This is a genomic window from Bizionia saleffrena (assembly GCF_008086175.1).
Classification (GTDB): Bacteria; Bacteroidota; Bacteroidia; order Flavobacteriales; family Flavobacteriaceae; genus Bizionia; species Bizionia saleffrena.
This window is the reverse complement of record NZ_VSKM01000006.1, coordinates 99,227-125,224: the sequence shown is the minus strand read 5'-3', so window position 1 is coordinate 125,224 and position 25,998 is coordinate 99,227. Positions and strand designations below refer to the sequence as shown.

At 33.8% G+C, this 25,998-nt stretch carries 23 protein-coding genes; 10 read left to right on the top strand and 13 right to left on the bottom strand.

All coding sequences use genetic code 11. The features are described from left to right. Positions 1–118: 118 nt before the first annotated feature. From ES676_RS07345 to ES676_RS07325, 6 genes are all read right to left on the bottom strand, one after another. Positions 119–346: a hypothetical protein gene (locus ES676_RS07345; RefSeq protein WP_148369754.1), complete on the bottom strand. Its 228-nt coding sequence runs from the start codon at positions 344–346 to the stop codon at positions 119–121. A gap of 541 nt (positions 347–887) precedes the next feature. Next, a complete protein-coding gene (locus ES676_RS07340) occupies positions 888–2,153 on the bottom strand; it encodes an ice-binding family protein (protein ID WP_148369678.1) in 1,266 nt (421 codons plus the stop codon). Positions 2,154–3,117: 964 nt separating this feature from the next. After that, entirely contained in the window at positions 3,118–3,267 is a 150-nt protein-coding gene (locus ES676_RS14705; RefSeq protein WP_170234437.1) for a hypothetical protein, read from the bottom strand. A 375-nt stretch (positions 3,268–3,642) separates the two neighbouring features. Next, positions 3,643–4,308, bottom strand: coding sequence for a DNA-binding response regulator (locus ES676_RS07335; protein WP_148369677.1), 666 nt, complete (start codon positions 4,306–4,308; stop codon positions 3,643–3,645). Between the two features lie 3 nt (positions 4,309–4,311). After that, positions 4,312–5,946, bottom strand: a complete 1,635-nt coding sequence (locus tag ES676_RS07330; RefSeq protein WP_148369676.1) for an ATP-binding protein — start codon at positions 5,944–5,946, stop codon at positions 4,312–4,314. A gap of 36 nt (positions 5,947–5,982) precedes the next feature. After that, on the bottom strand, positions 5,983–6,162 hold the full coding sequence (locus ES676_RS07325) for a hypothetical protein (RefSeq protein WP_148369675.1): 180 nt from the start codon (positions 6,160–6,162) through the stop codon (positions 5,983–5,985). Positions 6,163–6,528: 366 nt separating this feature from the next. Between ES676_RS07325 and ES676_RS07320 the strand changes: the two genes are divergently transcribed. The 4 genes from ES676_RS07320 (at position 6,529) to ES676_RS07305 (ending at position 11,889) form a co-directional block, all read left to right on the top strand. Beyond that, a complete protein-coding gene (locus ES676_RS07320) occupies positions 6,529–7,200 on the top strand; it encodes a hypothetical protein (RefSeq protein WP_148369674.1) in 672 nt (223 codons plus the stop codon). 700 nt (positions 7,201–7,900) lie between these two features. Next, positions 7,901–8,320 (top strand): PH domain-containing protein, encoded by a 420-nt coding sequence (locus ES676_RS07315; RefSeq protein ID WP_148369673.1) that lies wholly within the window; start codon positions 7,901–7,903, stop codon positions 8,318–8,320. A 380-nt stretch (positions 8,321–8,700) separates the two neighbouring features. After that, positions 8,701–10,545 (top strand): PLP-dependent aminotransferase family protein, encoded by a 1,845-nt coding sequence (locus tag ES676_RS07310; RefSeq protein ID WP_148369672.1) that lies wholly within the window; start codon positions 8,701–8,703, stop codon positions 10,543–10,545. Positions 10,546–10,701: 156 nt separating this feature from the next. Continuing rightward, positions 10,702–11,889, top strand: coding sequence for a BaiN/RdsA family NAD(P)/FAD-dependent oxidoreductase (locus ES676_RS07305; RefSeq protein ID WP_148369671.1), 1,188 nt, complete (start codon positions 10,702–10,704; stop codon positions 11,887–11,889). A 250-nt stretch (positions 11,890–12,139) separates the two neighbouring features. Here ES676_RS07305 and cysM read toward each other — a convergent pair whose 3' ends face one another. Then, the gene (cysM, locus tag ES676_RS07300; RefSeq protein WP_148369670.1) at positions 12,140–13,018 is read right to left on the bottom strand and encodes a cysteine synthase CysM; all 879 of its coding nucleotides are present in this window, start codon (positions 13,016–13,018) and stop codon (positions 12,140–12,142) included. 1 nt (position 13,019) lies between these two features. Continuing rightward, on the bottom strand, positions 13,020–13,811 hold the full coding sequence (gene epsC / locus ES676_RS07295) for a serine O-acetyltransferase EpsC (protein ID WP_148369669.1): 792 nt from the start codon (positions 13,809–13,811) through the stop codon (positions 13,020–13,022). A gap of 1,379 nt (positions 13,812–15,190) precedes the next feature. On the opposite strand from epsC, the gene ES676_RS07290 reads away from it, so the two are divergent. From ES676_RS07290 to hemN, 6 genes are all read left to right on the top strand, one after another. Continuing rightward, a complete protein-coding gene (locus tag ES676_RS07290; RefSeq protein ID WP_148369668.1) occupies positions 15,191–18,139 on the top strand; it encodes a PAS domain S-box protein in 2,949 nt (982 codons plus the stop codon). Next, on the top strand, positions 18,133–18,531 hold the full coding sequence (locus tag ES676_RS07285; RefSeq protein WP_148369667.1) for a response regulator: 399 nt from the start codon (positions 18,133–18,135) through the stop codon (positions 18,529–18,531). Before ES676_RS07290 ends, ES676_RS07285 begins: the two co-directional genes overlap by 7 nt. 129 nt (positions 18,532–18,660) lie before the next feature. Further along, complete coding sequence (locus tag ES676_RS07280; RefSeq protein ID WP_148369666.1) at positions 18,661–19,422, top strand: LytR/AlgR family response regulator transcription factor; 762 nt, start codon at positions 18,661–18,663, stop codon at positions 19,420–19,422. Between the two features lie 73 nt (positions 19,423–19,495). Further along, positions 19,496–19,906 (top strand): response regulator, encoded by a 411-nt coding sequence (locus ES676_RS07275; protein WP_148369665.1) that lies wholly within the window; start codon positions 19,496–19,498, stop codon positions 19,904–19,906. 875 nt (positions 19,907–20,781) lie between these two features. Continuing rightward, entirely contained in the window at positions 20,782–21,123 is a 342-nt protein-coding gene (locus tag ES676_RS07270) for a hypothetical protein (protein WP_148369664.1), read from the top strand. Between the two features lie 125 nt (positions 21,124–21,248). Beyond that, a complete protein-coding gene (hemN, locus tag ES676_RS07265; protein ID WP_148369663.1) occupies positions 21,249–22,610 on the top strand; it encodes an oxygen-independent coproporphyrinogen III oxidase in 1,362 nt (453 codons plus the stop codon). 166 nt (positions 22,611–22,776) lie between these two features. Here the strand turns inward: hemN and ES676_RS14700 are convergent, their stop codons facing one another. From ES676_RS14700 to ES676_RS07245, 5 genes are all read right to left on the bottom strand, one after another. After that, entirely contained in the window at positions 22,777–22,944 is a 168-nt protein-coding gene (locus tag ES676_RS14700) for a hypothetical protein (protein WP_170234435.1), read from the bottom strand. 23 nt (positions 22,945–22,967) lie between these two features. Next, a complete protein-coding gene (locus ES676_RS07260) occupies positions 22,968–23,675 on the bottom strand; it encodes a sulfite exporter TauE/SafE family protein (RefSeq protein ID WP_148369662.1) in 708 nt (235 codons plus the stop codon). A gap of 6 nt (positions 23,676–23,681) precedes the next feature. Continuing rightward, positions 23,682–24,128 (bottom strand): FixH family protein, encoded by a 447-nt coding sequence (locus ES676_RS07255; RefSeq protein WP_148369661.1) that lies wholly within the window; start codon positions 24,126–24,128, stop codon positions 23,682–23,684. A 117-nt stretch (positions 24,129–24,245) separates the two neighbouring features. Beyond that, entirely contained in the window at positions 24,246–25,667 is a 1,422-nt protein-coding gene (gene ccoG, locus ES676_RS07250; protein ID WP_148369660.1) for a cytochrome c oxidase accessory protein CcoG, read from the bottom strand. Between the two features lie 27 nt (positions 25,668–25,694). Continuing rightward, positions 25,695–25,997 (bottom strand): hypothetical protein, encoded by a 303-nt coding sequence (locus ES676_RS07245; protein WP_148369659.1) that lies wholly within the window; start codon positions 25,995–25,997, stop codon positions 25,695–25,697. Between the last annotated feature and the right edge of the window lies 1 nt (position 25,998).

Genomic DNA, 25,998 nt, shown 5'->3' with positions numbered 1-25,998 from the left:
GTAGTGTGTATGAGAATATTATTGAAAAATTTCACAAAAATATTCTGCAACAGAATTAGTTCAATACGGTAGTAAAGCTGTTTTTAAGACTACTTAATTCATTAGTCTCTTAGCTTATTTAAATTCCCGGATCGGGTCTTCCTTTTAACCGAATTTCAATTCTTTTTTTCTTAACGGTTAAGCGCTTCATGGCATCCATTAAGGATGTCTCTTTAGTCTTCTTGTAAATCTCGTTGATTGCTAAAATAAGCCGTTTCGCCTCTCTTGAAGCTACCACTCTATCACTCGTAGACATATGACTCATTTTGGCATTTTCAAAGATTGTTGCTTCTTCTAAAATATCCATCATTATATTTTGTTTAAATATGCTCAAATGTAATTAAACATCAAATAATTAACAAATTTCAGGTATTGGTTATGAATACTTTAACAACTCTAAAAAAATTAACGTCCGTCAGCATCTCTTATAAAAGTTAAAAACGTATTGAGAAAGAGTGAATTCTGGAGTGCTAAATAGCAACGTAACTATTAGAATTATAAGACTTTTAAATAAATTAAAAGCCCACTAATTCGGCCTTAAAAAATAGGTTAAAATCTGATAATCAGAACACTATACTTATTTTAAATAGTCATTATATAGGTGTGTATTCATTAAAATATATAGAAAACCGGTATTAGATTAAGAAGTATCTTAATTATTCTTGAAGCTAACTGAACGCAACATCATTATAAAATTACTTAAATCTTAACTATTGATACCCTAACGCGCATTGCCCTTAAAATTTAAAACGGCCTACCAAATGCGCAATATAAAAATGAATAGCACATCTAATTCGCTTAAATGCTATAGATCGAAGATTTTAATGACTTATAATGTAACGCTATTTTTAATTTCGAATCAATGACAATATTCTATGATTCATTGTCATTTCACCATTATCAACTTTCCATCTTATTTCTATGGATTCTCCTGCGATTGCAGTCAGCATAACTTGGAGAGATACTATTGAACTATTGCTAGTAATTGCTCTACTAGAATTTGCTACTTCTATACCATTCTGATAAATACTATAAATAGCAGTAGCAGCATTTGATTCATTTGTTGTTGTTGTATTTTCAGTATAGACATGCCCGTTAATACCTGCAAAACCTGAGACATCACCGTCTGCAGCTCCTACATCTCCATTCACTACTGATATACCCGCATTAGAAACAGCGCCATTAGAACTAAATATCACAAATGTCGAAAGTTCTCGTAAATCTATAAAAGAAACACCTACTGGTGCGTTAAGTGTGGCAGAATCCATAACTATTGCTCCTGTGGTCGAGAACATCCTTCCTTCGAGCTCAGCATTAGACTCCATAGTAATCGCTCCAGGATGAGCTATCAAGTTTCCTTTCATTATAGAATTTTCACCAATGGTTATAGCTCCTTCAGCTACCCAAAATATATTATTGGAGTTTGCTCCATTAATTAAATTTACAGTTGCAGAATCTCCTATTGTAAGAGCTCCACTACCCCTAATAATAAATATGGCATTTGGATCACCACCTCCATCTAACGTTAGACTTCCTGAAATCGAATGTGCCCCTGCAACGTCATAAACACCAGGGTTCAAAGTCTCGTTTCCAAAAGTAACACCGTGATTATCTGCATTTGGGTATGCTAGTAGATCATCGTAGACAGTACTCAAATCATCAACACCTTGAGACAAACTAAATACCTTATGAGACATTTGGCCATTAAAGAAAACCATATAAGTACCAGAATTAGGAGATATCGTCATACCTGGTACTAAAAAATCTTCTGTGGACGTGGTGCTAATAACCCCAACTTCAGTAACTGATTCAATCATTGAGGCAGGGCTTACCTTATTTTTTATACCTACCCAATGTGGTGCTTCGGGTGTCCCTGTATTTAATTGACCATCATTCAACGTCGTATTATAAATCATTAAACCTGCGGCAGGTTGTTCAATTGAATTTCTTTGATTCGTGGTTAACCGCGGCATTAAAAAGCCTTTACTGTTTGAAGAAACATCTAAAATAGAAGAGGTATCTGGTGTTATCGTGTTGATACCAACTTGAGCGCTAAGACTACTTGAAACTAATAATAATAGAAGTATCAATAGGCTTTTAAAAATAATTTGCATGTATTTGTGTTTTTATTTAATTAAGGTCGTTCATCTCTATTCTTCACTAAAAAAAAGCATCTATATAAGATGCAGTATTCTTTACTAAATAGCCTATTAAGCCAATAAAAAATTGAGAGTCCTATTTTAATAGGTAATAAAGCTGTCGTTTAACAAGTACCAATCAGTTGGATGATATGTTTTAACAGTGTAGTTCAGAACTTCTAATAAAAACTAAAACCTTATATTCTGCATAAGTAGTCTATTTTTAGATAATGGCATCCATTGCACGCATTATTTGTGATAGACTTCTAACTGTATTCCGATAAAAGGCATAATAAATAAGACGTACGAAAACAGCACAGTAATCCGGAATGAGGTTTAGACCAAAAGATGGTCTCGTTTTCTATGAAGAACTAAAAAATTAAATAAATTATGCCGCCAAACTAACAAGAAAGAAGTTATGTTTTTAAGACTCTTTTATATTGAATACTTTTAAAATTTGGTATAATTAAAAATTAAATAAGTTACTGATTAGATCGCGGTAAAAAACCGACTTATTTACAGAGTTTGCACGTTTTAAGACCGCTTAAAGTCACTAATACTAATTCACCTTAGTGCAGACAGCTTATTGCACTGTATAAGGATTGTCACAATTATGATATAATTTTATCGGCTGAAATAATTCAGCCCTTAAATAATTAATTCTAGTAATACGACACGCGATTTAATTTTTTATTAAATTTTTTATGGAGTCTTTAGTTATAAAGCAATAAGCCTTTATAATCACGCCTTCCTAAGCTTTTAATATCTATTAATCTTAAAGCGGGCATAATATGTAGACACACTACTTTTAATTGGTATTATACCCGCTTCTCAAATGGCTCAAGTACTTCATAACACTTATCATCCTTCTTTTAAACCTCTTAAAGAAGCGATTAACTATAATGAGTAATGTTTATAAAAGCCTTTTATTTTCCACTGCTTAGTTTTTACATCCTTTTTTGTTACAAGTAACCGTGTTTTTAACAGTGCCCCAATGGTCTAACTGTTCTTTAGTATTTATACCACATGCTGTAGTTTCTCCTTTTCGTCCTTTATGGACTTCCCCTGATGGGATATGCATTAAAGCCATTATTTTTTTTTATAAAGTTGAATAGCCCAAAATTACGACTATATAAAAACAAAGCCTTACGGGAATCCGCAAGGCCTTGAATTGAATTTTAAAATTATTGATAATTGCGTGATTTTAATCCAAAAATTCAAAATTGTATTAAATATTAATTAGCAAACAGACTTTGGTTGTAAGTCTGTTTTGGGTAAACCACTAATCGATAAGGCAAATTTAAAACCATTTGCACTACCATCCTTACGGAAAACCGTAATCACAAAAAAAAGAGGCTCACATTTCTGCTTGCCTCTTAACATTTCCCTCAAAATGTATAAATTAATAACACACAATAGTAAGTAAACGTTTACTGTGTGTTTTACGGTATTCCGTAAAGCGGCTTTATATTAAGCCTAAATCTTTAACTATAGCTATTAAATGTATCGCATTATTAGCTTTAAACTGCACGCGAAGTTTATTCAATCGTTTTTCGATAGAGCTTAAACTACACGGCGAAAAATTTTCTTTTTTTAAAGCCGCACTTATATCGTCTTGAGACAATCCCTCAGATAATAACTGTATTAAATGAATATCGAAATCGTCTAGTTCTAAATTGGCCTTAGGGCTTAAAGCCTGTTCAATTTGTGGAGACAAATAACAGTCGCCATTAAATACAGTATGTATGGCGTTCTCAATTTCTATTAAACCGCGCCTGCCTTTACATACATAGGCGTTCGCCTTGTAGTCATTCATTAAAAGCCGTACGCGTTGTAAGCGGTCTTCTACCGAATACACAATAATTTTTAAATAAGGGTACTCCTTCCTTAAAGCCTGTATTAATTCCGATCCCGAATTAAATCTTTGCGACCTGTGGTCTACTATAAAAGATAAATCTGTTATTAATAAATCGAAAGGGGCATCGTCTAATACCGCTTTTTTTATTTTTAAAAAGGCATCGTCACAATACTGCACCTGATGCACGTTTTTTATACCTAAATTATCTAAGACACTTAAAACGCCTTGATTAATACTTCCTAAATCGTCCGAAATTAAAACTTTATTAAACATACTTTAAATTATAATCTTTGCTTTAAACCCATTATTCTCTTCAGATTCAAAAGTAATTGTTCCATTTATAGTTTGAATACGGTTTTCCGCATTTTGCAGTCCATTTTGCTTTTTTATTTTGCAACCCACTCCATTATCACTGTAATTTATTTCTATTTTCTTATCTTTTTGATTGAAAATAAGCAACACTAAAGAGGCTTGACTATGTTTTTTCATATTGGTCATTAACTCTTGGAGCACCCTATAGGCAGTCATCTTCTTTTCTTCTGAAACCGATTGCCAACGCACCGCTGAAACACCTCTAGTAATAACATTTACTGTAGCACTTTTATAGGTTAATAGCAAATCAGATAATAATTCGTCAAAATAGAGACCGAAGTCTATCGTGCTATTTTCTTTAGAAATATCTCTCGTTTTATTATAAATATGCTCCAAATCGTCTAAAACAGTTTCATTAATACGCGATTTATCTTGAAGTTTAGTCATAATTTGATACACATCGTTTGCCACTTCATCATGCACTTTTTTAGAAATACGCGTTTCGGTGATGTAAACTTGTTGCAACTTATCTTTGGTGTTTTTCGTTTTCATTATAAAAAATAAAGAAAGCCCTAACACAAAAACAAGAACGGCAATAAATTGGAACACTTGCTTCTCGTTTTTCTCTTTTTCCGATTGCAATTCACTTTTGCTGACATTGTATTTTAATAAGGCAAATTTATTCTGACTGGATCGTTTTATATCTTCTAAGCTGTCGTTTAAGTGCATATACTCATTAGCAATGCCGTAATCTCCAACGCGCAACCTCAATTTTGTGGCGTCTAATTTATAGGTTAAACTATTAGTTAATGCCGCCACATTATAGGCTTTTAAAGCTAATTTTGTAGCTTGTGCCGAATCGTTTATACTAAGATAGTAGGTGGCTAAGCTTTTATAACTAGGGTATAAACTAAAGACGTTTTCACTGCGCTTCCTTATGTCTAAAGCTTTCTTAAAATAAGTAAAAGATTCCGTTTTTTTGAGTTGGTGTTTTATAACTCCTAAATTATCTAACACGCGCGCTATTTCTAAGGAATCGTCTACACGCACAAACAAACCAACCGCTTTTTCTAGAGTATTCTCGGCTTCCTTAAATTGATTTTGGTGTTTTAAAACAATAGCAATATTATTGTAAGCCACTAAACTATCTAAAGAACTATTAGCCAAAGCCAATGCTTTATAATATTTTTTAAAAGCTTGATTGTAAAGCTGTTTTTCTTTATAGACCTGTCCTAACTGATTATAAAAAAATTTTCTAAACCAGCTATTATACGCGCTTATTTCTTGCGTATCCAATAAAGCTAAGCCTTTAACACAGGTGGCTTCACTAGCATCATAAAAACCTATTTTAAAATCCAGTTCTGCAAGAATACACAAATCGTAAACCATAGCACGTACATCATCATTTGCTTTAGCAATCGCAAAATGTTTACTAAAGAACCGGTACGCTTTAGGCAAACTCTGTTCCGATTGTCCAACCTCTATACTTTTAGTGTAATACGTTAAACTGTCTACCGACTGTTGCCCAAATCCCGATTTAAAAACTAGTAGAACACTAATAAATAAAAAAAAGAGGAATGATTTTTTAAATGATTTCATTCCTCAAAAATAACAACTATTTTTAGTTTAATGCCTTTATAATGCTTTTCCTTCAATTGGTGGTGGCGGTGGCGGAAGATCTAAACCGCCATCCTCTCCACAACAGCCATCCGTTTGCTGAATAGTAGTGCCGTCGTCCTTTAAATGTTGCGGTGTACACGAAAATAATGAGCCCGTAAGTAGAACTGTCAATAAGATACTATATCTTTTTTTCATCTTTTATAAAATTTAAATTTGAACAATAATGTGGCTGTCCGAGGTTTGAAATCGGATACAGAGCTGCTTAGCAACTCGCAATAATTGTGTAGAGACGTCTCTCGTTTTTGGGAAGAATGAAGCGCAGAAATAAAACCGTATTATTACTTCCCAAATCGTAATACCATTTTATTGTGCCACTTCATTTTAGAATTGATATATTTCGCAAATCATTATACAATAGCGCTAAGAATCAACCCTGTGGCAAATAAATGTAGATTTTAAAAAGTGATGTGGAAACCCTATGGAAAAGCCTCGGAAAAGACAAGGAAAAAAATTTCTGTAAAAATTTAAATAAGGAAAACAGATAAAAATTAAGTATAAAAGATGCACAAAAAGTTACTAAAAGAGGCGTTCGAAAAAGCAAAAAAAGAAGAAGGTTTAATCAAGAAAACTCATATTGCAGAATTCTTATCAGATTATATTACTGAAAATTCTGGAGAGCCGTATGGTGAGAAAATAATACGCATTCACTACAACAATGCCATTGCGATTACTAACGAAAAGGTAGTATTAAAGCAGTTTGCTGTTATTTGTTTATGTACCTATTTAGGGCACGATGATTTTAATGGTTACAAGAAAAAAAGTGAGGTAAAAACGCGTGTACCAAATCGTAGCTTTTTGGCTAAGCATAAAATAAAAGCACTTTCAATTGCCATTCTAGCTTTACTTCTAATTGTATTCAGCGCGCTAACTATTAACACTCAAAAATGGATGGTCTGGGAAAACGACCGGTTTACCGAAGTTGAATTTAACACAGAAAAATACCGTTTAAACCAACTTAAATTATATAAAGAGGATAGAATACTTTCTTTTAGAAAAGTAACATTGCATTGCGATTCAATTTTCTTTAATGCGAATAAGAGTGTAAGATTCTGGTATGGAAAGAATACCAATAAAGAGATAGACTTTTTTACGGCCTTAGGCTTACACCCTAAAACAGGCAAAACACTAAAACCCATTACACCATATATGATTAAAAAATATATTTGTAATTAACAAAGCAAGACTAAAAAGGCCCCTCGTAAAACAACAGTAAAAAAGTACTATACCTTAGTTTTAATCACCTCCGGGTTTAATTTTAGACTGATTTGACCCTGATAACTTCATTTGAAAAACCGACGCGTTTACACCATGCTCCCATTAACATAAACTGCGGTACAACAATAAATAGCGCCCCACACAGCATACCGATCCTCCTCTCAATTCATACGTAATATTAATAATTATAACACTAAAGCACATTTACGATTTTTTACAATAAATTACATTTAAGTTATCTTATATTGCGCGCCGAATTGAGATTTTATAGAGACGAAGTTATGCACGGTTTAAAAGCATTTATTAAAGCGAACCAAATAAAGGCTCCGTTTTTAGTAGCTAAAATTAAAACAGTTAAACCTTACAACTGGTCATACTGAAGTATTATAGGGGTAAGAATAAGTTCTAGCGCTTTTAAACACAAGACCTTATGCCAAAAACTTTTTAGAATGAGGAAAACCGTAAGTTATTATGCGTGATATTAATTTTATTTGTGTTATTGTAACTAATCCAAAAATAATGAAACCTGAAATGAGAGGTATTAAAACACACGTAATATGCGGCCAACTATCATTCCACCAAGTTTAGCAAATTGCTAATAACAATTAAAATTACTAACTGTAAACCCTCAATGTTTTAAACATAAACACAGAATATTATGGAAGAAAAAGAAATTTGGAAAGGCAGCCCGTCACAATGGACTAACTTTGGGACCTATGTAATATGTCTTCTATTCAGTTGGTTAATTATTCCTATTTTTATAGCAATATGGAGATTTCTTGTCGTTAAAACTTGGGAAATTGAAATTACAGAGCAAAGATTAATAGTAGAAAAAGGAGTATTATCTAAGTCTACTGAAGAACTAGAACTCTATCGTGTAAAGGATATTCGTCTCGATCAACCTTTCTTTTTGCGACTTGTCGGTCTCTCTAACATAACGCTTGTAACATCAGACCGAAGCCATTCAGTTGTGAGAATTCCTGCTATTTCCGAAGGGAAAAACCTGAGAGAAAAACTTAGAATTGCAGTGGAGGAAAGAAGAGATAAAAAACGCGTTCGAGAAACGGACTTCGAATAAAGCACTTTATAAAGTAGCTGAGTAATGAAGTAGATCGCTCCGTTAGTGATTAGCCAAAGGTTACCGAGCCCTACCGTAACAATAAAGTGTCGTGTTTAGCTAAATAGAAACTATTTACTTCTCACAATTAAAATTGCATTAACAAAAAAAACACCTCCTTAATCTTATCCGTTTCACTTACCGTCGTTATAACATTTTATGGTAATTCAACTAAAAACAAAAAATCATTTCGGCTAACTTATAAACCCTACAAAAAGCCTATTTAAAACCCTTTACTAATCTTTTGTTAAAGCTTGTGCACACGGCAACAAAACGTCTTGTAACACTTTTAAAACAAATGTAATTACTGTATATTGTCGCACTACGTAAAGTTGAAAATTATGGAAGACAATAAAATGCTAAATTATATTAAAGAAGTAGTAATAAACAGACCAACGGGCTGGTTGAGTACAACAACCCATCGACTAGATATTTTTGATGAAAAACGGGCTAAAACGGAATTCTTAGAGCAGTTTGAAACCTTGTATAACGACAATAATTTTGAAGCATCGGCACTCAATGAATTACCTACTGCTTACGATTATATTCGATTAGGTCATCCGCTATCCTGTGTATTAGAATGGGGAATTGCTAAACTGCACCGTTTAGACCCAAATAATGTTATCAGTTTTTCGTCAAAGACGATACCTGTTTTGGCTATTCTAAGAAAAAATTTACTAGAAAATAAAAACACCCAAATCGTTTATACTGGTGAATTACCCACTTTTTTTGATGCCGAAATAATAAAGACTATTTATGGTTATAATTTTGAGTTGAAGAATGTAGAAAATCCAGAAGCCATCTCTGCCTTTAACGGTAGCACTATCTTTATTTCACAACAAGATAAAATAGGCACTATTGCTCTAAACCCTATGATTGACTTTATAATCAATCTTCATGATCACCTTGGAAGTGTTTTAGTCGTTAATGGTGAACAGAACGAAAGTTATGTGGCAGATATTCAGCACGTGCGACGAAGAGAAACCATTGCAATGACGCCAGCAAATGCCCTTTCTGCCTTACAGTTGCTAATAGAACAATCTTCTTTTAAACCTGAAATAAGTAATATCGTGGCCAATAAAGCGGCTGTCTTAAATGCAATTGCAACCATTACTGGCACACCTTTAAAACCCTTAGTTGCTTCTTGTGGTCTATCTATTCAATATGCAATTATGATGGGACTAGTGCATGATGCACTAGAAAACCACAAAGGAAAAGAGATTAAATTTATTGTACCTCCTAATTGTTATGGCGGAACAAATGACCAAGCAAGACGCGTTGCAGCGTGCCTCGATAATGTTGAGGTAGTAGATTTACCAGTGGATGGTGATAACGAAATGGTTAAAAGTATTGATACCATTTTAGCTAAAATAGCCAACGACGATGCGGTCCCTTATATTATCGCTGAAATTCCAACAAACCCTAGAGTTGAAGTTCCAGATCTTATAAATTTAAAAGCCGTTTTAAGTAAAGAGCGTAAAACAGCATCTGGTGAAACAGCTATCGATCCCGTATTTATATTAGACCAAACATTTTGTCCTAACGTGCACTTTTTAGGTGAAGGTGAAATACTCTCAACAATGAGAACCCTTTCTTATGCTAGTGGATCGAAATTTCCAAGTGGTGGAAAATGTACTGCGGGTTACGTTGTAGGTAATATGAAAACGGAAGCATTAATGGATAAAATTGAAACACATCTATTGCTTTGCGATAACGAAGCGACAGCGCTTCAATATGAAATATTAGCACAACAGTTACCATCAATGAATCAAAGAATTGTTGAGGCACATAAAAACACACGCGAATTTGTAAACTTTATTCACGAGTCTTTACCAGCAGCGAAAATCAATTTTGTTTCAGAAGATTTAGCAAATGAAGGGTTTACACCCTCTGTTTTTTCTTTAGACCTTCCTACTAAAGGGAATACCGAGGCGGAAAGAGAGACTTATAAAAGAGCTTTAAATTTGAAGTTAATCAATTTAATGATTACAGAAATCCCAAATGAAAGCAAGTTCTGTGTAAGCTACGGGCAGTTAAAGGGCTCTTATTGGACCATACCTGCAACATCGACTCAAGGAACGACTAAAGAAGGTGATAAAGACTATATTGTACGTGTATCACTATCTCCAAATATGGATCTTGAGCGTCATAAAAAAGTCTTTTTAGATTTTGTAAAGAATAGTTAAGAATTGGGAGGTGGCACGCCTCCCAACTTAGTTGTATTTGTGCGCGATTTCTTAGTAAACCTAAAGCTAAAACCTATATAATAATGCATTTAGCTAACCGTTGTAGGCTATAAATAAAACGCTTTCATAAAGTCTAATAACAACTATTTTTGTTCTATGAAAAAACAAATTGCAATTATAGGCGGCGGGCCATCAGCTTATTTATTGGCTGCTTTTTTAGATACTGAAAAGTTTACTATCAGCCTCTATGAAAAAAACAAAACCTCTGGACGCAAATTTTTAGTTGCCGGTAAAGGGGGATTTAATTTAACGCATTCAGAACCGATTAATCAGCTTATTAAACGGTACACACCAGATCATTTTCTAGACGCAGCCTTACGCAATTTTACCAATACCGATTTCAGAAATTGGCTTAATCATATAGGGATTTCAACTTACATAGGAAGCAGTAAAAGAGTCTATCCGAAAGAGGGAATTAAACCTATTGCTGTACAGAAGGCAATCCTAAACCATCTCGAAGAAAAAGGAATTATTATAAAGTATGATCATACTTTTTCTGATTGGGACGGTGCTAATAACCCTATTATTAATAACAAAACAATACCAACAGATTATACCGTTTTTTGTTTAGGCGGAGGTAGCTGGAAAGTTACGGGATCGGACGGAAACTGGCGTGATACTTTTTCTAAAAAAGGAGTTCAAACAAAACCATTTCAACCCTCAAACTGCGCATATCAGATTGATTGGAAACCTGATTTTATTAAAAAGCACGAAGGAACACCTTTAAAAAACATTGCGGTGTCTTGTAATAATGGTATGCAGAAAGGGGAAGCCGTTATTACTACATTTGGATTAGAAGGAAATGCCATTTACGGACTGAGTCCACAAATTAGAGAACAGTTGCAGAAAGACTCCAAAGCACACCTTTTAATCGATTTTAAACCGTCGCTAACGTTAGAAAATATCCATTCTAAAATAAAACTATCTACCTATAGAAATACGACGGAGACCTTAAAAAAGGAACTCAAATTAAGTGCCGCTCAAATCGATTTATTAAAAACACACCTCACTAAAGCGTCTTATTTAAATACAGAATCATTAACAAAAAACATTAAACAATTTCCGTTAGAAATAATAAACACGGCCGCACTTGATGAAGCCATTTCCACCGTTGGAGGCATTGATTTAAAAGCCATTTCTAACCATTTTGAACTGGCCGCTCTACCTCATCAATATTGTATTGGAGAAATGTTAGATTGGGACGCGCCAACAGGCGGATATCTTTTGCAGGCTTGTGCAAGTACCGGAGTCTATTTAGCGAAACACTTAAATAACACGGATTAAAAACGCGTTTATCGCCGTTTAATTTGGTTTCTAGTTGAAGGTATTGCTGTTTCTATAGTTTTTAACCAAACGCGCACCTACAAAAGTTATCGTTTACCAAAATAAAAACCCTTAAACACTACTTCCGTAGCTGGCAATAGAAAAAAAGACGAACAGAAATTAAAATACGAGTGTAACAACGTATCTCATTTATTGCTAGAGCTTGCTTGCTTTCGCAAAACCATTCCAAATACCTTCTACTACAAAGTCTTTATTTAAAAAGATCTGAAGACAAGTAGCGATCTCCACGGTCGCAAATGATACTTACAATAATTCCACTATCCAATTCATTCGCCAATTTTAGAGCTGCTGCCGTAGCACCTCCACTACTCATCCCTCCAAATATCCCCTCTTCTTTTGCCAATCTTCTGGTCATAGCCATAGCTTCGTCGCGGCTAACCTCCAAGATCCTATCTACTTTTTTCGGGTTATATATTTTAGGTAAATACGCTTCTGGCCATTTACGTATTCCAGGTATTTTAGAACCATCAGTGGGTTGCACACCAACTATTTGCACCTCTGTATTCTGTTCCTTTAAAAAGGTAGAAGTGCCCATAATGGTTCCCGTCGTACCCATAGACGACACAAAATGAGTAATCGATCCCTTGGTATCCCTCCATATTTCTGGCCCAGTAGTATTATAATGCGCTTTCCAGTTGTTATCATTTGCAAATTGGTTAAACGAGTAATAGTTCTCGTGGTCTACTTTAGCCATAGCATAATCTCGCGCACCTTCTATCCCGTCTGGGTGTAGCGTAACCTTCGCGCCATAAGCTTCCATAGTCTGAACGCGCTCTTTAGTCGCCGTTTCTGGCATAACGAGTTCTATATCTAATTTAAATAATCCCGCAATCATTGCTAGTGCAATACCAGTATTACCACTAGTGGCTTCAATAAGTTTTGAAGATTCGTCGATTTCTCCAGCATCCAGCGCATTTTTAATCATATAGTAAGCCGCCCTATCTTTTACGCTACCACCCGGATTATCTCCTTCAAGTTTAAAATACAGACTTACATTGGGGTTGGTGTTTAACACCATTGATTTTACAAGTGGTGTATTTCCTATTTGATCTAATATCGTTTTATTCATCTTATTTTTCTGGTTTAGTGATGACTTGTACCGTTGGTGTGTGCAGAACTATTGAGTTTTTTAAGACCGAGGTCGTTAACCATGTATTACCACCTATAACACTATTTTCACCCACAACCGTATCTCCACCTAAAATGGAGGCGTTGGCATAAATAACAACATTTCTCTCTATTGTAGGATGCCTTTTTACATTCTTTAGCTGCTTTTTAACTTTAAGCGCCCCTAAGGTTACCCCTTGATATACTTTAACATTATCGTGGATTTCCGCGGTTTCTCCAATCACAATTCCCGTGCCGTGATCAATAAAAAAAGACGCTCCTATTTGTGCTCCAGGATGAATATCAATTCCGGTGAGCTGGTGGGCGTACTCCGTCATAAGTCGCGGTATTAGAGGTAGTTTTAAAGCATAAAACTCTCTTGCCATTCTATATATTGCAATGGCAAAAAACCCGGGGTAAGCCAAATAAATCTCTTCCATTGAGACGGCTGCAGGATCATTTTTATAAATAGTGATGGCGTCTTTTTTTAGACTAGAGAATAAAGAGGGGATAATTAAACAAAAGTCTTCCCATGTTTTACAGGGCTGACCTGCAATTTGCGGACATGCTAAATCTCTAATCACGCGAAATAAATCTTCCAATTCTACCAGTGCTTTTTCTGCATCTGTAGACCGGTCGAATAACGCCTTAAAAAGCAATTGTGTAAACCGTTGAGATTCCTCCTTTAGTATACTGGAAAAATGAATTTCCTCTTTTTGTTGATGTATAGCCTGTAGCAATACGGATTGATTCATTAGTTTAATTTTAGAAGAGAAGCAGTATAGCAGCTAAGGCTGAATAATAAAAGCAAGTAAAAGTACTTTCAATTCAACGTTTAGCGTTTGAAATAATGCTTAGCATCGTTAATAGTTTCAAAGATAAAGCTTCAACCCTTTAAAATAAGTTAAGAATTTTATAATCTATTCGTTAAAGGGCTTCACACTTCACCACTACTTCTGACACCGTAAGTAGAAAAAAGAACAACAGACAGTAAAAAAAGGTGTAATAAAGTATCTCATTTATTGCTAGTGCTCGCCTACTTTCGCTAAATCCGGTATACCAACAGGTATAAAAAGGGGCAACTATTGCTTTTACCCGCTAAATGAGTCGCTTTAACAAAGCAACAAACCCTATAGAATAACGGAGAATACCATTACAAAATAGTTTTAAATGGCATTTCATCTAACAAACAAACACTCAAAGCAGGAAAATTAATCGATCTAATTCCCTTTTTGTATGTCATGAATTTTTTGAATGGAAATAGACTATACAAATCATTAATAGCCATAAAAAAATGGCCCGTATTTTAATTTAGTTACAAAAAACGAATATCAAAAGAGACCAACACATTGGCAATGAAGAAATAGCGTTATAATTAATAATGAATAGAAGCAGCAAAATGGCCAGAAATAGTTGACAGATTTATGCCTACAATAATTGAAAGAATAAAAAAAACCACCCTATTGGAATACATTTTTGTTGACTCAGAAAACGTTCGGTTTTTGGAAATGCTCAAGCATACTTAATAAACAAATGTATTTAAAGCTTGATTTTGAGTTTTCCTATTTAATAACAACGCAATGGTTTGAAATAGAATAAAGAGCTCCAATTTTTCAGAAAACGGGAGTTAAAAACCACATTAATGGAATATTAACTCACGTTTAACAAAAAAATAGAAAAATTTTAAAGACAAAACAAAGTCTATTTTGAGATATAATAAATAATAAAACCCGTTTATTCCCTTTTAAGGTACATATATTCCTTTTTAAATACACTTACAACAAAACACCCCGAGCCATTACTATTAGTTACTTTAATCAATAGTAATAGTGTAATTTAGCACAGCCCAGAAGTTTAACCGACATGACAACATCCCATTTTTTATTTCAACCAAATTTATTATCTCGACAGACCTAAAAAAACTTCGCATAACCTAAATATTTATAAACAACGCAATAGTTGTTTTGTATAAATAAAATTCTCTTTTTAAATTTATCACAGAAATAAAAGACCCCTACAAATGACAATTAAAATAATGATAATCTCTTATTTTATAATGTTTCGATTGGTATAGCATTAAATAATGATAGTATCAATGATATAATTAAACCTTTAAAATTGTATCTATGAGTTAATGTATAAGCTACTCCATTCACAACCTTACATTTTACACGCTCAACAGTCTTACTTAGGTCGTACTGAAGGAGAAGCCTTAACAAACAGAAATAACATGCAGCAAACAATCCCATATATATTTATTGCAAATCACATAGAAATAGAAAATTGTATTACACAACTCAAGCAAGGCCTGACAAATATTGTCCTAAAAAATAACCTCTCGTCTTTAAATTATGAAATGGAAAAAAACCTAAAAGAAAGTTATGGTTTTAATAATAATAATAATGTACTAGTCAAACAAAGGACAGACAAGAACTCCTGTGAAATTAAATCTTCCAAAGATGAAGCCACATTACAGGCTATATTTGATAATTCTATGGAAGTCATTCTCCTCGCCAATAAAGAAGGGTTTGTTATTTCTGCGAATCCTGCTGCTAGTAATATGTTCCAAATGACACTTCTAGAGCTCTGCAAAAAACACTGGTCTGACCTTATTGATTTAACGGATCCCAAATTAAAAGGCTTTATAAAAGAACAACAGGAAAAAGGAAGATGTAAAGAAGAGTTAAGATTAGTACAGAAAGATGGCACTAAACTACCTGCTATAGTAAGCTCCGTAAACTATACGGATGTTTATGAACAACAAAGAATTTTAGTGACTATTAATGATTTATCAACATGTAAAGAAGGTGAAAAAAAACTTCCCAAAACAACCATAAAACTGCAGGAAGCCTTAGATGAACTCAAGAAATTAATGGACTCTTCTTTAGATATACTATGTACTATTGATGAAGAAAGCAGGTTTGTTCAAGTAAGCGCTGCTTGCAAAAGCACTTGGGGATACTCCCCCCATGAATTAATTGGCAAAAATTACCTCAGCCTCATAGCTAGTGAAAATCAAGACGCTACCATAAATATTGATAATGAAATCAAAAAGAGCCAGCCGGAGAGGACATTCGAAAAAAGAATGACCCATAAAAATGGAACCACGGTGTACGTGGTATGGACTACCAAATGGGATAAGGATGAAAAGTTATTTTATTGTACAGCCAAGGATATTACAGGTGAAAAAAAATTAGAAAAAGCCTACGAAATAGGAAGACAACGGTTTTTGGACTTTTACAACCACTCCCCATCGTGTATGGGAATTTTAAAAGGGCCTACTCATATCTATGAAATGGCAAATCCACTGTGTTTAAAATTAATTGGCAAAACCAATATCATTGGTAAAACGGTAATGGAAGTATTACCCGAACTAAAAGACCAGGGCATTATAGAATTATTAGACGGCGTGTATAATACAGGGGTACCATTCATCGCTAACGAAAGGCGTTTTAATTTTGATTTACAAGGCAATGGAAACCTTGAAGATAAGTACTTGAATATTTTATATCAAGCGCATAGAAACCTTGACGGTATTATTGACGGAATTTTGTTTTTTGCAATTGATGCCACTGAACAAGTAAAGTCAAGAATAAAAATAGAAGAAAGCGAAAAAATGTATCGTCAACTAATAAGAGAATTGCCTGTGGCGGCATACTCTTGCGATGCGGCCGGAAAAATAAAAATTTTTAATAAGGCAGCGGCTACGTTGTGGGGCGTAAAACCAAAAATAGGAAAGGATTTATTTTGCGGCTTCTCGAAACTTATAGACAATGCTGGACACTTGATACCAGCGCACTTGTCTCCTATGGCTGTGGCCTTGAAAGAAGGCAGAACGGTATCTGGTTGGGAAGGTACTGTCGAACGGCCAAATGGGGAGAGGCGCAATGTAATTCCTCATGTCGTTCCCTATATTGACTCATCAGGAAAAGTTACAGGCGCTGTTAATGTGGTAACGGATATCACGGAAAGCAAAGCGGCTCAAAAAGTATTGGAGCTACGTAACAAAGAACTGGCCGATTATAAATATGCTTTAGATGAATCAAATATTGTAGGAATTACTGATGCAAATGGAATAATAATATACGCAAATACTAACTTCTGTAAAATTTCCAAATACAGTTTCGAAGAATTAATAGGACAAGATTTCAAAATTATTAACTCAGGCTATCATTCTAAAGAATACATAAGTAATCTATGGCAAACGATAACTCAAGGTAAGATATGGAAAGGCGAGTTGAGAAACAAAGCAAAGGATGGAAGTTACTACTGGGTAGACACTACCATAATCCCCTTTCTTAATGAGCAAGGAAAGCCGTATCAGTTTGTTACCACGAAATTCGATATCACAGAACGTAAAAATGCAGAACTAAACCTTGAAAGACAAAATATAAAACTTGTCAAAACAAACAAAGAATTAGACCGTTTTGTGTATAGCGTTTCTCACGATTTACGTAGCCCATTAACCTCAATTCAAGGACTTGCTTCAATTATTGAGGACGAAACCAAAGAGCCTGAAACTATGGAACATGTTCAGATGATTAAGAATAACATAAATCGTCTCGATGACTTTATAAGAAACATTTTAAGTTATTCACAAAACAACCGGACAGGTTTGGAAGTAGAAACAATCCCTGTAAAAGAAACAATTACAGATATTACTCTGGCCCTGAAAAACATAACCAACGCACAAGGAATTCACTTTGACATTGATGTAGAAGAGCACTCAACGTTTTATTCAGATAGGTTGCGTTTTAAAACCATTATAGAAAATCTTATTTCTAATGCCATTAAATATCATAAATCTAGCAGTACCGAAAGATTTATTAAAGTGAAAGCAATTGCCAATGACAAAATGCTACAACTTAAAGTGTCGGATAATGGAATAGGTATTCCTTTAGAGTATCAAGAAAAAATATTTGATATGTTTTTTAGAATATCAAGTAAATCACAAGGTTCCGGAATTGGTTTATACATTGTAAAAGATACAATCGAAAAATTAGAAGGCTCTATTAACGTCTCTTCACAGATAAAGAGTGGTACTACTTTTGAAATAAAGCTAAAAAATTTTAAAATATGTTAGAACTAAAATCAAAGTTCAAAAGAGTCATGATAATTGATGACAATACTATTGACCTCTATATAACTGCTCGACTAATAACAAAATATAATTTTGCACAAGAAAATAACCAGTACAAATCTGCTTTAAAAGCTTTGGATTTTTTAAAGGAAAACCAGAACAACTTTTCAGAATTGCCAGAAATAATTTTCGTGGATATCTATATGCCCATAATGTCAGGATTCGAATTTATGGAAGAATATGATAAATTATCGTTAGAATTAAGAAACCATTGTAAAGTATATATTATATCGTCCTCCATTGATGGAAATGACATTAAACGAGCAAACGACAACGTCAATGTGGTGGCTTTCCAAGTTAAAACTATTACCAAAGAATTCCTCGATAGTATTTAATTAATATTTAACAAATTGAATGTCTTTCTTTAGCCATAAAATATCGATATCCTTTTTGTTGTAATCCGCTTTAGTCTATTCAGTATAGCTAAAAGCCATAGCATTATTTTAAAAACAAAACATCAAAATATGATCAAACTAAATTCCATAATTATTAATGATAATAAAGAGACGCTAACACTTTTAGAAAAATTTGTTGAGGAAAACTCTATGATCATGAATATCGTTGGAAGTACAGCTTCTATAAAGGAAGCCATAACTTTGATAAAAAAAAACAGACCAGAAGTCGTGTTTATAGACATTACTTTTAAAGATGATGCTTTTTTTGATATGCTGGCTCAAATAGAATTCAACACCCCAAAACTGGTGTTCATATCTGAGCATCATAACATTGCCGTAAAGGCTTTTAAAAATAACGCTATTGATTTTATATTAAAACCGATAGAGTTTAACAACGTTATTTTAGCCCTCTACAAAGTAATTGAAGCAATTAAAATGGAACGCATTTATCAGGATAATAAAATAAGCAATATCAATATTTTGAATGCTCAAAATCAAGGTGGTAAATATGTTGCTGTTGCTTCGATAGACAAAGTTGAAATCATTCATATGACAAATATTATGTATTGCGCAGCAGAGGGGAAATACACCTATTTTCACCTATTGAATGGAAAAAAAATAATGTCGAGCAAAAACTTAGGAGAGTATAGCACCATTTTGAGTAACAGTTGTTTTTTCAGAATACATCATTCGTATATTATTAATGTTCATCATATTTCCATAATTTCTAAAAAAAACGGATATTATTGCGAATTCCCTAATGGAATCGCACTGCCAATTGCAAAAAGGCGCCAAGAAGATTTTAATAAATTTATAAAGCTACGCGATTAAAAAAATTAACACAAATTAGCGGTGTAACAATACCGTTACAACCGATTTAATTAACACTAATAATTTAAAAAATATGATGGCCCAATTACAACCCAAGTTTGAAAGAGTTATGTTAATTGATGACAACCCAACAGATCTCTATATTTCATCACGTATAATTTCAAAAAATAACTTCGGAAAAGAAGTCTTAGAATATTCTTCTGGACAAGCAGCGTTAATATATCTCCAGCACAACCAGAAAAACGCTGCTTTACTGCCAGAAGTGATTTTTATAGATATATATATGCCGTTAATGTCAGGATTTCAGTTTTTGGAAGAATTCAACAAACTTTCCTCCGCTTTAAAAAAACAATGCCAGGTGTTCATAATTTCATCAACTATCGATGATTTAGACATCGTACGTGCACGAACAGATCAAAATGTCGCTTTCTTTCAAGTAAAGCCTATTACTAAAGAATTCCTTAACCGCATTGGCACCCATTAATAAGCAATATAATTAATAAAACTGTACGTATCTCAACGTAACGCTATATCTAACTAAAAACCAGACTTTCTATTACAAAATAGTAATGATTTGCTATTTGCATTAGGTGACCTGTTTGAAAAGAATTTAAGAAGTATTCCGCTTTTCTTAAACCAGATATTAAGAATCACTTATTTCCTGTATAATGCAGTTGTTACTTTTCGTTTTACATTTAGACAATAATCTTCTTCCTTTGTTCTTTAACGACCTATGGCTAATCAATCTAAACTCAAATCTTTAGATTCTATATAGATGTTTTTTTAAAAATTAATTCTAAAAATTATCGAATTTAATTTAAAGTATGAAAAAATCAAATAGACTAAGAATTCAAAAAATACTTCTATTTCTCATTACATACCTCTTGAGTTTTTCTAAAGTTATTTCTAACACCTTGCCTGCTCTTCCCTCGCGCAGTAAAAGTTTAGTTGAACCTCCTTCCTTAAATATTGACACCTATCTAATCCCGATGTTGTTATTAGGCATTTTATATGGTTGTTATTTTATTAAAAAAAAATTAAATAATTAGAAATTACAAAACAAAAACACGGGATTTTAGGTTTTCAGAGTTATAGCCGCGTTATGCCATAAATTAGATACTCTATGGATAGTGTATGGATAGTGTATGGATAGTGTATGGATAGTGTATGGATAGTGTATGGATAGTGTATGGATAGTGTATGGATAGTGTATGGATAGTGTATGGATAGTGTATGGATAAAAAAAACCTTCTCAATGTAAAAAACAACTAAAAAGCAGACTTTAACTATCATAAATTAGCAGTATTTTTAGAACTCTTAATAGATTTACTAACCAACAGCTATTTTACTTTTTTACGTATGACCATTAAAGACTTAGAAGGCACTTACACTATTATCGGCAAAAACCAGGATACCGAAGGGCAATCGTATAAAGGCGTCTTGCACTTAATCTGTAAAGAAAACAACCGTTTAGATGCCCAATGGCTTATAAACAAAACCCAAGAGCAATCAGGAACAGCCTTTTTTAAAAATGACATTCTAGTCATTAATTTTAAATATACCGGAGATGATGACACTATTTATAAAGGCGTAGCGGTGTATACTTGTATTTCTAAAGATTTATTAGACGGTTTTTGGTCTGAAAAGTACGGCGACCAAAACTGTTTAGGCTCAGAACGTGCTTTTAGAATTTTAAATTAAGTACAGATTGTAAAGGCGATATGCAGACTCTTATCCCTCTTATTCAGAGAAAAAACAACCAAAGCTAACAAAAGTCATCTTTTAGGGCACTCATATGTTATAATTTTGAGTAAAATACATAAGCTATGAGTGTACTAATTTCAAAATACAATATTCCAGGACCACGATACACTAGTTATCCAACGGTTCCGTATTGGGATAACGATAGTTTTTCATTAAAGCAATACAAAGAAACTTTAATAAGAAGCTTCAAAGAAAGTAATACTGTAGAAGGGATTAGCCTTTACATTCATCTGCCATTTTGCGAGAGTTTATGCACGTTTTGTGGCTGTAATAAGCGAATTACAAAAAATCACTTGGTGGAAGTGCCCTATCTTAAAGCGGTTTTAAAAGAATTGTCTTTATATAAAGCACTTTTAGGTGAAAAACCAATTATAAAACAAATTCATTTAGGCGGCGGAACACCAACATTTTTTACCCCTGAGAATTTAAACTTTTTAATTACTGGTATTTTCAAAATTGCTAAAAAAGCAGAACATTGCGATTTTAGTTTTGAAGGACACCCCAACAATACCACAAAAATTCATTTAGACACCTTGGCGAAAAATGGTTTTACACGTGTCTGTTATGGTGTTCAGGATTATAACGAAACCGTGCAAAAAGCCATAAACCGTATTCAACCTTTCGAAAATGTGCAAAAAGCCACCCAGAATGCGCGCGATGCCGGTTATACGTCTGTGGGGCACGATATTATTTACGGATTACCGTTTCAAACCGAAGCCCACATTATTAATACCATAGAAAAAACAATCGCACTCAACCCCGACCGTATCGCCTTTTACAGCTACGCACACGTGCCGTGGATAAAAGGTAATGGCCAACGTGGTTACAAAGAAGAACACTTACCTAATGCAGAGTTAAAACGTCTGCAATACGAAACAGGAAAGCAACTATTGCTAGATGCTGGTTATGTAGAAATTGGTATGGATCATTTTGCATTGAAAAGCGATAGTTTATACACAGCAGTAAAGGAGCACACTATCCACCGTAATTTTATGGGCTATAGCGACAGCAAAACGCAGGTTATGATTGGTCTAGGAGTATCGGCCATTAGTGACAGCTGGTACGGTTTTGCACAAAATGTAAAAAGCATTGAGGATTATAAAAATATGATTAATGATGACATACTTCCTATATTTAAAGGTCATATTTTAAGTGCTGAAGATTTAATTATACGCAAACATATTCTTAATTTGATGTGTACGTTTGAAACCTCTTGGGAAGACGCCTCTTTGTATTTTAATGAAATACCTGAAGTATTGTCTAAACTAGAAGAACTTGAAAAAGATGGTTTAGTAACTATTTTAGAAAACAAGCTTTTAGTTACCGAAAAAGGCCGTGCCTTTGTGAGAAACATTTGCCTGCCTTTCGATTTACGCTTACAACGAAACAAACCAAAAACACAATTATTCTCTATGACAGTATAGAGTACCCATAAACGTCTTAATTTTGTAGTTAGAGTTTAAAGGAGAAAAGGAAAGCCGTAAAATAGCTTTCCTTTTTTTATTGTTTAAAATAGTGCGTTTTATAGTCCTTAAAAATGATGGGTAGTCGGTCTTCTCTTTCAATCATTTCACGTCTTATACCAACTAATTACAGTACCGGTTCGTCTTTATCAGAATCCGTTTTGGTTTTAGCTTTTTTATCAGATTTCACCATATTGATAACTACCGCTGTTAAAACGATACAAACTAATGCAAAAACACCTATTATGGCTACGCCCATTCCCCAATTTACTAAAGGTAACATTAAACTTTTCATACTTCTTATTTTTAAAAATTAAACTAATGGCAACTATTGTCGGCCGATACTTCTTCAACAGTAATCATTTCCGATGGAGAAATATACTTGATACCTAAACCTAATCCGCGTAAAATAAATAATAGGGCTATTATAAATACAAAGACAGGAATCGCTTTTAAGATGCGCTTTTTAAGGGTGCCCGTTATAAAATTACCAACATAAATAGCGGTGGTCATTAACGGCACTGTCCCCAACCCAAACACGAGCATATACAAACTACCATTCCAAGCGTTTCCGCTAGCTAACGCCCCAAAAATAGCCATATATACTAGACCGCAAGGCAACAATCCGTTTAAATACCCGATGGTAAAAAACGTGCCAAGGGTTTTCTTTTTAAGTGCTTTACCCATTGCGTTTCTCACTTTAGAAACCGCTCTGTATATAGGTTTAGAAAAATTATACTTATTAAAAATGTTGGTGGGCATTACTATAACTACAATCATTAAAACCCCAATTAAAATAGAGAGCTGCTGTTGAAAACCAAATAGATTTAAACTTTTACCGACCAGCCCAAAAATGAATCCTAATAAGGCATACGTTAATAAACGGCCCGAATGATAACTTAATAACTGGAGGACTCTCTTGGTTCTGTTTTTACGATCTATGGGCAATAAAAAGGCAATAGGCCCGCACATTCCTACGCAGTGGAAACTCCCTAATAAACCAAATATAAGTGCCGATAGTAACATAAGTTATTAATAAGTAAACGATTTTTTATACATAAACGGCGTGCCGTCGTACTCCCAATCTATAATAATATTCCAGCGACCGTCAATCAAATTTTTTCCAGGTATGAACACATTAGAATTCTCTAGAAGTAATGGTAAATTAAAATCTAGTTGCTCATTAGACGGTCGGTAAAGAAACACGTTTCCTTTTATCTTTGACTCCTCGAAGGTGTCTGGAAACACTAATTTCAGTCCGTTATCTGTAATTTCAAAAATAATTTTTTCTTCTAAATCATTCGTGTTTGTTTCAGCATCTATTTCTTTTTGGTACACTACTTCTTTCGCATAATACTCTTCGGTGACTAAATCGAAGCTAAACTTTTTATGAGTACTCATTGTAATAACTAAATATAGTATAAACCCCATAAATAATGCCATCGCAACGACAATACCTGTTCCCCAATTCCATTTCATAATTTTTAATGCTCGCTAATAAAGGCGCTTATATAGACTCCCCTAACGAGTTTCTTCTTAAATAAATTTACACTCTTAATCGTTTACTATTACATTGAAAACAAATCACTTACAGATTTATTTATAACTTCGTGGTCCCATAAAGGTCGTTGTTGTGGTTTCTATTAATTGGTCACCACTATACACGCCTATTTCGACACGGTCTTTATCGCCGCTTAATCCGCTAGCGTTTATTTCTACAAATAAAGTACCTTTTGCCAAATCTTGCTCTGGCACTGTAAAATTTGAGTGCGATACCAATTTCACTGTGCCTTTGTGAGACATTAATTCAAATCTAACGTTTTCAATATCTTTAATGGTTTTATTTACCAACTTAAAAGTATACACATTACTAATAATATTGCCTTCTTTGTGTTCGTATAGCTGGCCTGGTAATCTTAAAATAGTGGCTTCAACATCGTTTCTTAAAAACAACATCCCTATAAGTACAGCAATTAAAATCCCTAAAACAGCGGTATAACCTTTTAATCTAGGTGTAAATTTAAAAGGTTCTTTCTTTTCTATATTATCCTCACTAGTATAACGAATAAGTCCTTTTGGTAAATTTACAGACTCCATCATATGGTCGCATGCATCGATACAAGCGGTACAATTTATACATTCTAATTGTGTACCATTACGAATATCGATTCCTGTAGGGCACACGTGAACACACTGAAAACAGTCTATACAATCCCCTTTACCAGTTGTAGCTCTGTCTTCATTCTTTTTAAACTTTGCACGGCCTTCTTCTTTCTCACCACGTTTATGATCGTAGGCTACAATTATAGATTTATTATCTAATAACACACCTTGTAAACGACCGTAAGGACAAGCGATAATACAGACTTGCTCTCTAAACCAAGCAAATATAAAATAGAATACACCTGTAAAAATAAGGAGTGATACTAGCGTACTTGTGTGTACAAAAGGACCGTCGGTGATATAACGAATAAGTTCATCGCTTCCTATTAAGTAGGCTAAAAAGACATTGGCTATTAAAAATGAAATGATAAAGAAAATGATCCACTTTAATACGCGTTTTCTAATTTTCTCTGCATTCCAAGGCATCTTTTTCAATCGGATTTGTTTTCCTCTATCGCCATCAATCCAGTACTCTATACGACGGAATACCATTTCCATAAAAATAGTCTGCGGACAAATCCAGCCACAAAATATACGACCAAAGGCCACCGTAAAAAGAATGATAAAAACCACTCCAATAACCATCATTACAACAAATAAATGAAAATCTTGTGGCCAAAACGGATTACCAAAAATATTAAAACGGCGTTCTAAAACGTTAAACATTAAAAACTGATTTCCGTTTATTTTAATAAACGGTGCAGAGACTAAAAATGCCAAAAGTACATAACTCACATATTTGCGATAGTCATACCATTTACCTGAAGGTTTTTTAGGAAAAACCCAAGCTCTTTTTCCTTCTTCATTAAGTGTTCCTATTGAATCGCGAAAATTCTCTTCCCCTTGCTCTGCCATCTTTCCTTAAGTTATTCTGGTGTTATTCTAATGTTCTGCTAATACTAAAAACACAGCATCGTTGTAGGCCTGTATGCAATACGCCTGTTCTAGTGGAACGTTATACGTATCGAACATTGCTAAACGAAAACTTTGACCTTCCATATTAAAATCGATTTCACCTTTTACTACTAAAATTTTTGTTTTAGTAGAGGCTATTCGTTTTGGTAAGATCACTTCTCTTTTTAAACTTACAGCAGTAAGATTAGAACTCTCTGAGTTGAATAGATTTTTTAAAACTATTTGCTCCGAGTGTTCTAAACCTTGTGCTATATTATGTAACATATTCATT